The sequence below is a fragment of the Bacillus sp. JK62 genome (assembly GCF_053663455.1).
This window is the reverse complement of the sequence record NZ_JBSJQA010000003.1, coordinates 185112-197603: the sequence shown is the minus strand read 5'-3', so window position 1 is coordinate 197603 and position 12492 is coordinate 185112. Positions and strand designations below refer to the sequence as shown.

The 12492-nt window shown below is 51.2% G+C and carries 6 protein-coding genes; 1 reads left to right on the top strand and 5 read right to left on the bottom strand.

The features are described from left to right. The first annotated feature begins 20 nt into the window (after positions 1-20). Positions 21-239: a spore germination protein gene (locus ACWJJ4_RS10545; protein WP_003155143.1), complete on the top strand. Its 219-nt coding sequence runs from the start codon at positions 21-23 to the stop codon at positions 237-239. Between the two features lie 43 nt (positions 240-282). Here the strand turns inward: ACWJJ4_RS10545 and ACWJJ4_RS10540 are convergent, their stop codons facing one another. The 5 genes from ACWJJ4_RS10540 to addB form a co-directional block, all read right to left on the bottom strand. Further along, positions 283-576 (bottom strand): hypothetical protein, encoded by a 294-nt coding sequence (locus ACWJJ4_RS10540; protein ID WP_003155144.1) that lies wholly within the window; start codon positions 574-576, stop codon positions 283-285. A 15-nt stretch (positions 577-591) separates the two neighbouring features. Continuing rightward, a complete protein-coding gene (gene sbcC / locus ACWJJ4_RS10535) occupies positions 592-3984 on the bottom strand; it encodes an exonuclease subunit SbcC (protein WP_454021635.1) in 3393 nt (1130 codons plus the stop codon). Continuing rightward, on the bottom strand, positions 3981-5153 hold the full coding sequence (sbcD, locus tag ACWJJ4_RS10530; protein WP_070081600.1) for an exonuclease subunit SbcD: 1173 nt from the start codon (positions 5151-5153) through the stop codon (positions 3981-3983). The genes sbcC and sbcD overlap by 4 nt, the downstream gene beginning before the upstream one ends. A 64-nt stretch (positions 5154-5217) precedes the next feature. After that, positions 5218-8922 carry a helicase-exonuclease AddAB subunit AddA gene (gene addA, locus ACWJJ4_RS10525; protein ID WP_265210164.1) on the bottom strand — a complete coding sequence of 1235 codons (3705 nt, stop codon included), beginning with the start codon at positions 8920-8922 and terminating at the stop codon, positions 5218-5220. Continuing rightward, on the bottom strand, positions 8909-12409 hold the full coding sequence (gene addB / locus ACWJJ4_RS10520; protein WP_326374958.1) for a helicase-exonuclease AddAB subunit AddB: 3501 nt from the start codon (positions 12407-12409) through the stop codon (positions 8909-8911). The genes addA and addB overlap by 14 nt, the downstream gene beginning before the upstream one ends. Between the last annotated feature and the right edge of the window lie 83 nt (positions 12410-12492).

The following is a 12492-nucleotide window of genomic DNA, read 5'->3' as shown; positions in this document are numbered from 1 at the left end:
TTCTATAAAGGGTGTCGTTTATGCCAGCAATTACCGGACCTATAGCTATCAATTCCATATCGGGCGGAGTCGTAAACTTTGGTGATTCCTTTTACCTTTCTCCAAAAAGCTCTTCTAAATCTGCGCTCGGTTCGGGAGCAGGCAATACCGGAGATTTCCTGTTATTAAACAACGTTGTCAATGCGACAAACTATATAGACCCCGATGTCAGCGATCAAAATGTGGTCGGAAACGCCTAAAAAGCAGCCGCTCTTTCAGAAGAGGGCTGCTTTTGGTTCAGCGTTATTTTCGTTCATTTGCTTTTTTTGTTTTTACAAGCTTTTCCGGCGGCTGTTTTCTGATCCATTTCACAAACCGCGCGAGTTTCGGGTCACGCCGCAGCTCTTCTATTCCCGCGAGCCTTGCCGCAAGCTCCTGATTCGTATAGAGCGCGTGAACTTGTTTATGACAAGGGATGCAGAGCATTGCGGTCGGAAGGAATGTCCCGCCTTCTTCCTTAGGCGTTAAGTGGTGCTCCGTCAGCCGCACATGATGGCGGCCGCATAATTCACATGTGCCCTCGGCAGAATCGGCCATAATTCCTTCTCCTTTCTACATGATCTCCAATGTGACCCGGGTGCCTTTCCCGCCCGATTCGGACGGATGAACGATTAATTTTTTCGGCAGACGCGCTCTCAGCTCCTGCACATGGCTGATCACTCCGACGGATAAGTTGTCCGATTGCAGCTTTTCGAGCGCTGTGACAACGGTGTCTAAGAGCCCTTGGTCAAGAGTCCCGAATCCTTCATCTAAGAAAAAGAATTGCAGCGGGTATTGCCCCCGCAGCTGAATCTGGGCGGACAAGGCAAGCGCAAGCGACAGCGATGTCAGAAACGTCTCCCCGCCGGAAAGGCTTGATACGGGCCGTTTGACGCCTCCGTTCGCGTCATCACGCATGACGAAACCGCCTTCTGAATCGACTAATATGGCATACCGCTGCCTTGTCAGCGCTCCGAGACGGGCAGAGGCGTCCCGAGCCACGCTTTCCAGCTGTTCTTCCGCTAAAAATTCGACGAATGTATTGCCTTTACATACAGACTGGAGCTTATCAAGCCTGTCAATCTGTGTCTGCCAGCTTTTCAGCTCGGCTTCAATTTCTTTAAAGCGCTTATGCTGTTTTTGCATAACCGCGAAGGCTTTTGCCTGTGCCCCTTTTTCCTCCATGGCGGCGCCTGACTCAGCCTCTGCCTGCTTCAGCAGAGAAACCGATGCTGTCCATTCTTCCTCCGATATCCGGCGCTCGGCTAATTTATCAGTAACACGGCTGATATTTGCCGATAGCTGTTTTGAGGTGTCCAGAAACTCATCAATTTCTTTTTTCATTTCCTCTGCACGCCCTTGCGGAAGCAGACTTTTTTTAACTTGGTCCGGCTCGGTAAACCCGGTGTCTTTTGACCTCACGCGCCAGTCGTTTTGCGCTTTCTCAAGGGAGGTCTCAGCATCCCTGAGTGACATGAGACTCCCGGATTCCCTGCCTTTTGCGTCATTCAGTGATTGCTGCGCCTGCTTCAGCGCATCGAATAGGGACTGTTCTTTCGATTTTAACAGCTGTAATTCCTGCCGCACCGCTTCAAGCTTTGCGGAAATTGATGTTTCTTCAGCTGCTGTTCCGAGCTCTTGTTCATATCCGTCAATCACCTGCTGCAGGCGCTCAGACGCATAGTGAAGCTCAAGCCGTTCCCGTTCAAGCCGATGCTTCATCTCCTGCAGGCGTTCTTTCTCCTCTTCATGTTCCTTGAGGAATGCGATGCTTGTTTCAATGCGCTTCTCACATTCTTCTGCCTGCCTGTCCTTCTCATCTATCGAAGCCTGCCAGGCGTCAATCCGGTTTGGCGGAATATCACCGCAGACTTCGTTGTACTGATTCAATCGGCTTTTTGACAGCGATTCAAGCTCTTCTAATGAATGTCTGAGACGGTCGGCTTCTTTTTCCTCGTAGCGGATTCGTTCGGCAAGCTGCTCAGCTTGTTTTACCGTCTGCTGATGCGCGCTGATCAGTCTTGTGACCTTCTCTTTTACCGACAGCATATCCTGTTTCATTTGTTTCCATTCCAAGCGGACGGCGCTGAACGCTTCATCAAGCGGGCGTCCGCTGATGGAAGAAGCGGCTTCCAGCTCCGGAACCCGGGCGCTTTGCAGAAACGGACATTCTTCGGTAAAACGCCCCGACTGTTCTTCTAATGCAACCTTGGCTGTCAGCACTTCCTGAGAAAGAGCCGCCGCCTCAGAAAGCAGCGCTTCCACCTGCTGCAAATGTTCCTGCACAGCCGTATCAGGCGAGAATGTTTCATGAGCGGAACGCGGGCGGTCATGCTGCGTCGAGCCGCATACAGGACAAGGCTTTCCTTCGATCAGTTTTTCCGATAATTCTTTTGTTAATGCAGCCGTTCTCGCTTCCTCTGAGCGCCTGCGGAGATCGGCTTGCTTTTTTTCAGCCCGTTCGGCTGCGGCTTTCAGTGAACGTTCCGTTTCACAGACCATATGATAAACGGTTTGCAGCGTTTGATAAGCGCGCGTAATGTCTTCCTCTTCCGTTTTCGCTTTCTCTGTGAGCGACTCGCTTTCTCCGTTGAGCTTCTCCACGTTTTTCAGCTGCGTTGTCAGATTGGCCCGTTCTTTCGTGATTTGTTCCTGTGTCTGCTGAAAGCCTGCCGCCAGCTGTGCTGCGGTCTGGCATTTTTTCCGTTCATCGGCGGTCACTTGAACTGCTTTCAGCTCTTCTTTCAGCTCATTCTGCCTGTTTTGGCCGCGGGTCAGGCGGTCTTTCACTGCGGCCAGCTGTTTCGAGGCGGCTTCGTATTCTTCCTCTTTTTTGCTGTGCTCCGCATTTGTTTTTTCCGCTTCTTTTTTCGCTTCAAGCAGTTTTTGTTCAATGGCTGAAAGTCTTTGATACAGCTCTTCTTCCTTGACAAGTTTCGGCTCCTGTTCGGCCTTATGGGCCCGCCATGCTTCATAGGCTTCATTTTGCCGGGTAAATGAAACGGTTTCCGCCTCTGATTTCCGTTTGGCCAGTTCGTGTTCCTGTTCGGCGCGCTGCTTCCGGCGGACGGCTTCTGTGCAGCGGTCTGCGTACGGCTCAAGGGCGAGAGCTGTTTCCGCCTCTTTAAGACGCTCAGTCAAATCCGTGATGTACGGGCGTCTTTCCTCAAGCTTTTTCTCCCGGCGCTCATATTCATCTCTTTCTGTCTGCAAGTTCCAAATTTCCTGGTGATTTTCAAAACGCTCTTTTGCCCGGACCCGTTTCTTCTCAGCTGCTTCAAGCCGTTCGTTCGCTTCGTGAAACTGCTGTTCAGCCTGCTTCAGCGCATCTTCTCCTGCGTCTCCGAGGCCGGATTGTTCGGCCAGCATTTCATTTTTTTTCGCTGCCGCTTCCTGCGCCCGCCGCCGCAATTTTTTGACAAGCCTGTCCCCGTACTGTTCCAGATTAAACAGGCGCTGGAGCATATGTCTTCTTTCCGCGCCTTTTAGCGACAGAAACTCGGCAAACTTTCCTTGCGGCAGCACGACGGCTCTTGTAAAGTCGTCAATGGTCAGGCCAAGAAGCTCCTCTACCTTTTTGTTCACTTCATTCGCTTTATCGGCCAGCACCGTTTGTTCATCTTTGATTTCAATCAGCCGGCAGAGGGCGGTTTTTACTTTCGTTTCATCCGTCCTCTTAAAAACGCGCTCGACCTTGTAGGAAACCCGGTGGCCGGATTGAAGCGCGAATGTAAATGAGACGGCAAGCTGATCTTCGGCATGATTCAGGATGCCGTGCGTATTATTTGCGGCGCGCTCCACTTTTCCGTATAAAGCGAGTGTCATGGCATCAAGGATCGACGATTTTCCGCTTCCGGTCGGCCCGAAAATCCCGAACACCCCGGCTCCTGACAGTCCGGCAAAATCAATGGTCTGTTCCTCCCTGAAGCTGTGGAGCCCTTTTATCGTTAACAGAATCGGCCTCATGTCGCATCCTCCTCATCATCTGCTGACGCAAGCTCTAAAAACAGCTTGACCATCTCCTCATCCGGCACACCGCCGCCCGTTTGTTTTTCATAAAACTTCTTAAATCGGTCCTCAATTGATATGTGTCTCACTTCAATCCGGTCATTTTCGGTCTCTTTTTCTTCAAAAACCGGCCTGATATGGATAAAGCCGGGATGCGCCTTTCTCAGCCGATGAATTTCCTCGAGAGAAAGCTGATCCGTCAAATGGATATCAAGATCGATCCAGGCATTCCGGTCACGCCCTTCATCAAGCCAGCCGTGAACCTCGCTCAGCCCCTGCGCTTTCCATTTGACGAGCGGTTTACCGGAAGACAGGAAAATCTCTTCCCACTTCGCTTCTCCGCCGGGCTTCGCTTCTACCACTGTCACCGATTTGGCATAACCGGCTTCCGAAAAGCTGTATGCGAGCGGAGAGCCTGAATAACGGGCAGCCGTCTTGGCGCGCTTGATCGTTTGCGGACGGTGGAGATGGCCGAGAGCCACGTAAGCCGCATCAGCCGGCAGGCTGTCAGCGGCGACCGTGTAAGCGCCCCCGACTTCAATCGGACGCTCTGAATCAGTCTGATTTCCCCCCGCGACATAAATGTGGCTCGCCGCGATTTTCACGGCATCGTTCCGGCACAGTCCGCACATGTGAGCAAACGCCTCTCTGATTTTCACATCGTAATGATCGCGAAGAAGCTTTTCCTCAAACGTATCAGAAAGCACTTCGTTTAATCTCGCCTCTGACGGATATGCCAGCGCGGCTACGGCTAACAGCTCGTCCGCCGACGGCACCTCAATATGCACGGGTTCTGTCCGCGGATAGCCGATTAAATGAATGCCGCGCTCATTTGTTAACGGAGAAGCCGCCGCCAGCCTGTCGGGATTGTCATGGTTTCCGGCAATGACGACAACCGGGCGTTTTCCGCCGTCAGAAAGCGCGGAAAGACTTTCGTAATACAATTGTTCAGCGAGCGCAGGCGGGTTGACCGTATCGAATACATCCCCTGCCATAATGACCGCATCAATGTTTTCTTCCTTGACAATGGTATTCAGCTCTTCCAGTACTTCGGCCTGCTCGCTCAGCCGGCTTCTGCCTTCCAGCGTTTTGCCGAGGTGCCAGTCAGCTGTATGTAAAATGCGCATACCGCATTCACCTCACTTTTTGATAGAAAAAAAGATCCGCTCCAAAAAGGAGCTTCGGATCTTGTTACAGTGTAAGAACGTGACCTCCATCGAAGAAATAGAGCGCACGCCCTTTTACTTTCGTTTTTGTAATTTGTTCAACCGCTTTTGTATACAATTCGATTTGTGTTTCATATCTTTTTTGCAGAATCGGAGCCGCGCCTTCAAATCCGCTCCGGAATTTCCCCTCTATCCGATCTGTTTTATAGTCCAGCAAATAGAGACCGTCCGCAGTTTCGTAGAGGCAGTCAATAATCCCTTGTACGAGCAGCGGTTCACCGGCCGTTTCGGCATCCTTGTACACCTCGCCGGCCGGAAGCGCCATACTGAACGGCACTTCCCGGTCAATCCGCAGCGCCCCGAGAAGGTCTTTACCGATTTCAGTTCCGAAAAACCGGACAATTTCTTCTATATCAATGGCTTCCTGCTGCTCTTCTGTCAGCAGCTCTTTTTCGTAAAGCATCCGGACCGTCCGCTCTGCTTCTTCGGCAGTCGGAATGTGCGTCAGCGGTATGTGCTGCATCACCGTATGCATCGCCGTCCCTTTTTCGGCGGCTGTCAGCCCTTTTTTCATCATAAAACCGGGACGCCTGTATAAAAGCGTGTCTCCTGACGGTTTGATGAGAGAGCGGCCGCTGTATTCATCCTCGTACTCTTGCTTTCTCTTCAGCTCAGAAACTGACTGCTTCGTTCTGATAGCCGTCAGCTCTCGGTACGGATATTCCCATTCAAGCAGACGGCGCGCCTGATCATCAAATGAAAACGAACCAGGAATCGGCTCGCCCTGCTGTATCGCCTTGAGACGTTTGCTCTTTTCTTCAGCACGTTCTTTTGGATTCTCTTCCAGCAATTCACTTTGCTGCAGCATCCGGATGTGAAAACGCGACGGGTCGCGCGCGATATCCTCAGTCGAAGAAAGTCCCGGCGTCCTGTGCGCCTCCATGTCACGGTGGCGGATGAGCGCCGGCCCGATAAAGTCCAAATAAGATGACGCCTGATAGCGGTCGAATTCAGAAAGAAGCCAATCGGCCCGGTCTGCTTGCGCCTGCCATTTGGCCAGCTGTTTTTCCCGGTTTTTGCAGGAACCGACGAGAAACAGCTTTTCCTTCGCTCTGGTCAGCGCCACATACAATACGCGCAATTCTTCGGATAAGAGCTCTCTGCGCATCTTTTTCTTCATCGCCACAAGCGGAAGAGTCGGATAGCTGATTCTGAGTTCCGGATGAATATACTTCGTGCCGAAACCGAGCTCTTTATCAAGCAGGTATGATTTGTTGAGATCCATCATATTAAAACTTCTGCCGAGTCCGGCGGTGAAAACGACGGGAAATTCAAGTCCTTTGCTGCTGTGGATCGTCATCAGCCGAACGACATCCTCCTGCTCGCTGAGCGCACGGGCGGTCCCCAGATCATCGCCGCGCTCCTGCATCCGTTCAATAAACCGCAAAAAGCGGAATAACCCGCGGAACGCCGTCGCTTCGTACGAGCGCGCCCGGTCATACAAGACGCGCAGATTGGCCTGGCGCTGCTTTCCGCCGGGCATGCCGCCTGCATAGTCAAAATATCCGGTATCGCGGTATACTTCCCAAATCAGCTCAGACACCGAATGATTCGTCGAAAATGACCGCCACTTTTGCAGACTGTCATAAAAGGTTCTCAGTTTTTGATACAGTTCATCATGCCTGTCACCGTTCGCTATATATGCTTTCAGCGCTTCATAAAACGGCGCTTTTTTCTTTTCAAGGCGTATCAGCGCAAGTTCATTTTCGTCACAGCCGACGATGGGCGAGCGCAGCACGGAAGCAAGCGGAATATCCTGATACGGATTATCAATCACCTTCAAGACTGAAAGCGCCGCAGCCACCTCCACGGCTTCAAAGTAACCCGACGTCAAATTGGCGTACACCGGAATGCCCTGGTTTTTCAGCTCTTCCATTAATTGCGGCGCCCACGGCATGGAGCGCAGCAAAATCACGATATCCCGGTACTGGATATTCCGGTGTGTTTTTGTTTTCCCGTCATATACCTTAAACGGAGACGAGACAAGCTTTCGGATCTCCCCGGCTATCGCTTTCGCTTCCCAGTGCACGGTTTCAAAGTCTTCGGCATCCTCGGAGCTGTCTGCGTCATCAGCGCTGTCAATCAGCAGCAGTTCCGTTTTTGCCGCGTCATTCGGCGGATACGATGCGCCGAGCTTCAATGCCGCCTGTTCATCGTAGTCCACTTCGCCGATTTTTCCGCCCATCAGCTGCTTAAACAAGAAATTCGTACTGTCCAAAATATCGGAGCGGCTGCGGAAATTTTGGTTCAGGTCAATTTTCTGCCCCGCGCCTTCCCCGCTTTCTGTAAACCTTTTATATTTCCCGAGAAACAGCAGCGGCTCAGCAAGTCTGAAACGGTAGATCGATTGTTTGACGTCGCCTACCATAAACAGATTTCCCGCCTCTTCATTCCCGCTTTTAACAAGCTGCAGGATAGACTCCTGCACAAGATTGGTATCTTGATATTCATCAACCAGAACTTCATGAAACTGGTCTTGATAATAAACGGCCGCTTCGCTCGGCACCCGCCGGCCTTCTTCATCAACCGCAGTTAAAATCGCCAGGCAGTAATGTTCCAAATCTGAGAAATCAATAATTGATTTTTCTTGTTTCGCCGCTTCAAATCGTTTTCCGTACGATATCACGAGCTGAACGAGCGTTTCGATGACAGGCTTCATATCTGTTAAACTCTTCAAGTGATCTTGCGGACTTCTTGTAAAGTAATCGGTCTTTAACTTTTCGATCAGTTTCTTCGCGCCGTTTCGCAAATCGGTCGCTTCGTCCAAAAGCGCTTTGTCAAATTCATCACCCTTTACCGCCTTCGCCCGCTTAAATGAGACTGCGGGAACCCGTTCATACAGCGCATCGAAGTCATGCCGGCAGCTGATCAGCTCTTCTATCTGCTGAAGGTCATCCAGAAAATGATCAGCGCGCGGGGCCGGCCCGCCGGGCGCTTTTGTCAGTTCAAGCGCCTTCTCAAGCTTTTGTTTCGCCCCGTAGAGCGCCATTTCAGCATCTTCTCTCACATATTGGTAAAACGGAAGCTCTTCCATTTTGCTTTCTTCCGTCACGTCATACAGGCGGACAAAGCTTTGCAGCCACGCTTCCGGGTCAGGATGCGACCGGGAATACTCGTACACCCGTTTGACAAGGTCTTGAAGATCCAGATCATGCCTGTCTGTCGTATATCTGTCCGCAAGCTCAAAAAACGCCTGATTCCCTTTTGCGTATTCATCTTCAAAGAGCTCATCAAGCACTTCGTCTCCGAGCAATTCGCCTTCCGTCTGGTCAGCCATCCGAAAACCGGGGTCAAGATCAATCATATAATAATATTTTTTAAGCACTTGCAGGCAGAAAGAGTGAAGCGTCGAAATGCTCGCCCGATTTAATAGAGAGAGCTGCCGTCTGATATGCAGAGATCCCGGATTTTTGGCGAGCTCTTTTTCTAATGCTTCCGCGATCCGATGCTTCATCTCTGCTGCTGAGGCGTTTGTAAAGGTCACCACAAGGAGCCTGTCAACATCAACCGGATCTTCCTCCGCGGTTATCTTTCTGATCATCCGTTCCACGAGCACGGCCGTTTTACCTGATCCGGCTGCGGCAGCGACAAGAATATCGCGGCCGGAAGAAACGATTGCGCTCCATTGGTCATCCGTCCATATGCTGTCTTTCGGTTTAGGAATTTGCATCATCATCCGCCTCCTTTTTCAGCCAATCCAGTATGGTGCCGTCTTTTTCCGCTTTCAGGCTGCGGTATTCATTTTCCTTCAGCGACTCATCAAACTGGCACACCGATTTAAACGCACAGTACGTACAAGGCGTCTTATCTTTCAGCTTATACGGGGTAATGGACACAAGCCCGTCCGTTATCGCTTCGCCCGCCTGTTCAAATGTCCGCCGCACATGGTCTGTCAGCAGATGAAAGTCCTGTTCGCTGACCGCGGCTGAGTCGGATCTTAAAGACCCGTCCTTTTTCAAACCGGCATTGACGATATTTGAACGCCCTTCCTCCAAAGTCGTGTCCATCAGGCTGATCGCCTCCCGGTCACCGAGGAGAAGGCCTTTCATTTTAAATTTCTTAAAAATTTCCTGCTCGATTTCATCAAGCCCCATCGGCAGACTGGCCTGAATCATCGGATCATGGATATGGAAATACAAAACGCCTGCCGGGGTCGCTTTCATGCCGAGCCAATCCGCGGAATGTGTAATCGATAAGTCAAGATATGTGAGCATTTGCAGAGCGAGCCCGTAATACACCTCAGCCAGATCAAGCCCCCTGTCGCTTGATTTATAATCAACGATTCTCAGCAGCAGGCCTTTTGAACTTTCCGCTTTATCCACGCGGTCGATCCGTCCGACGAGTTCCATCGTACAGCCGTTTTTCAGCGTGAAAGTGAGCGGAGGCAGCGGTCCGCTTCCGCCGAAACCGAGTTCAAGACCGACCGGGACGAAACCGCTCGCCTTCGCATGCTCGCTTAATATGCCTGAAACACGCGTGACAATCTTCTGCAGTTTTTCCTTCACATAGAAGTGTCTGTTTGAGCTGAGCAGAATCTCTTTTTGCAGCTTTGGCGCAAGCCGTTCCACCGCTTCATAGGAGAAATTCCGGCACTGATCTTTCGTCAGATCGCGCCATTCCAGCTTCTGCTCACGAAGCCGGTCTGAAATCAGCTTCAGACTGGAGTGAAACAGCTGGCCGATATCCGGCGCTTCCAGCTTGAAAAACTGCCGCTCTTTTAATTGCAGCCCGTGAGATGCAAAATGGGAAAACTGGCAGGCATTAAACGCCTCCATCCGGGAGACGCTTCCTTTAATATGCTCGCCGTAAAGCTGGCGCGAAACAGGCCGTTCAAGACGCTTCGCCTCATTTCGGAAAAACAGGCTTGAAAACAGCTTTTTCGCACGCTGGTGATCAGACTCTTTCATCAGCACATTGTATGCGCTCCACCATACGTCACTGATCTCGTACTCTCTTGTCCACAGCCTGAGCTGACTTGCCGTATATGTCTGAGCCACCTGTTTATTGACGAGATACTGAAGCTGCTCTTCTTCGCTTACCTGCTCGGGATCAGCCGCTGACAGCTTTTCCTGATGATCGGGAAACAGCTCGCCAAGCCTGTTTACAACGATTGACGGCAGGAGCGTTTTTCCTTCCGCATCGGCAATCGGGTATGACACATAGAGACGGTCAGACGGACTCGACAGCGCCATATAGATGAGAAAATGCTCATCAAGCAGCCGCTCACGCCCCGCGGAAGACAGCTCCACTCCGACTGCTTTCAGCCACTCCCGGTCATCATCAGACAGCACGCCGTTTTCATCCGGGCGCGCCGGAAGAACGCCGTCATTGGCCCCGATGACGAATGTGCAGGACGTGCCGTATATTCTTGAGAGATCCATATTCCCTACAAATACTTGGTCAAGCGCAGGAGGAATTAAAGAAAAATGAAGCGATTCCGTTCCCGTTTCAAGCATTTGCTGGAACAGCGCTAAAGATATTTCATCTTCACCCATCATGCCGGCAAACTCCTCGAGAAGCTGGATAACGGCATCCCACGCCTGGCCGTGTTGCTGCGCTTCGATCATGTTTCCGGCCTCTTCGGCCCGCTGCCTTTTCCGGTCCAGCTTCAGGGGAACATCGGTATCTTCCAAAAAGAGATAAAGAGCCTCCGCCATACTTTGAACCGTTTTCGCTTTTTTCATCCGGTTCTGCAGCCGGACAAGGGGTGCAGCTATCCACTCTCTCGTCTCATTCAGCATGTGTTCCATCTCGATTTCCTGATCCGTCTGCGCGAAATCCTCATCGAGCGATACGAAGCGCCTGTATACAAACCGCTCGCCGTTCGTCCAGCGCTCCCCTTTAATGCCGTAGGCGATACAGTAATTTTCAAGCTGATCAACCTGCTCTCTTATTTTCTGCTCCGGCTGATCAAGCGGGAATAACAGTTCGGTTTTCGCACAGCGGAACACCGCTTCATATCTCCAGTTCCCCTTCACGACATCCAGGCTTGAACGGATGAATTCAATAAGCGGGTGATGCTGCATAGAAGCTTTTCCGTCAATAAAATAAGGAAGCCCGTAATCGGCAAACACTTCCTTCAGCAAATCTTTATAATCTTCCGGCTGACGGATGAGAATCGCCATATCTTTGTACCGGTATCCTCCGTCCCGGACAAGCGATTGAATTTCCCGGGCAATACCTTCGAGCTCAGCTCTTCTGTTTTGCGCCTGCATGACGGTAAAAGCTTCCTGTCCGCCGGTATACGACGCGGCGGGACGCACATCGTACTGCGACTCTATACAGGCAAGCTCCGGCACATGCCGATGCCGCTTCGTGCCATGCAGTTCCTTGCAGGAAATATCGGCATTCAATTCCTTTGCCGTCTGATAAAGCTTATAGTATGTGCTTCCCGTCATTCTGAACAGATCGAGCTCATCCGGTGCCTGTTCCGCCGAAGGGCTGTCCGCCGTCAGCGAGAATGTGACATGTTCAGCATGCATGATCAGCTGCTCCAGCACCCTTAATTCCTGCGGCGTAAATTGATAGAATCCGTCGACGTAAACACGGGCGCCTTTTACAACGTCCGCCAAAGGAATCTGCTGAGCGAGCAGCGTCAAATAGTCCTCTGAATGCAAATAGTGTCCGGCGAGGCTTCTTTCCATCTGCTGATATAAAATCCCTAAATCATGAAGTTTTTCAGACAACATCCGCTCTCCGCGATACTCTGACGCCGTTCCGCTTTCCGCCATGCGGCGGACGTCTTCAGGCTCAATACAGTATCGCTTAAACTCTGTCAGCATCCGTTCCACCTGCTCAGTGAATCCGGCTTTGTCACTCGCTTTTTGATACACTTTAAAATCGTGCTTATGTTCTTCAATCAGTTTCCTTAAAAGCATCTGCACACCCGTCGTCGTCACAAACGGACGGTTCATGCCCCCGGTATGCTGAAGCACGCGCCACGCCAAACGCGAAAAACTGAACACTTGAGCGCGTATCATGCCTCCGATATCCGGCGTTTTAGCAAGCTCATATTCCATTAAAAACGTCATTTGATCCGGGACTAGAAAAATGATCGGTTTCCCGAACGGCTCCCGGCGCAGTTCATCTTGAATGCTGTCGATAATCAGCCTCGTTTTCCCACTCCCCGATCTGCCTACTAAAAACTCAACACCCAAATTAGAAGACCCCTCTCTTTTTATCTTTCTACATTTTATCGAAAGTTGACGAAAATGACCAATCTCATCTGCTGGTAAAAACG

Coding starts and splice junctions, on each gene's coding strand:
- sbcC (WP_454021635.1), bottom strand. CDS start 3,984: ATGAGGCCGATTCTGTTAACGATAAAAGGGCTCCACAGCTTCAGGGAG.
- addA (WP_265210164.1), bottom strand. CDS start 8,922: ATGCAAATTCCTAAACCGAAAGACAGCATATGGACGGATGACCAATGG.
- ACWJJ4_RS10545 (WP_003155143.1), top strand. CDS start 21: ATGCCAGCAATTACCGGACCTATAGCTATCAATTCCATATCGGGCGGA.
- sbcD (WP_070081600.1), bottom strand. CDS start 5,153: ATGCGCATTTTACATACAGCTGACTGGCACCTCGGCAAAACGCTGGAA.
- ACWJJ4_RS10540 (WP_003155144.1), bottom strand. CDS start 576: ATGGCCGATTCTGCCGAGGGCACATGTGAATTATGCGGCCGCCATCAT.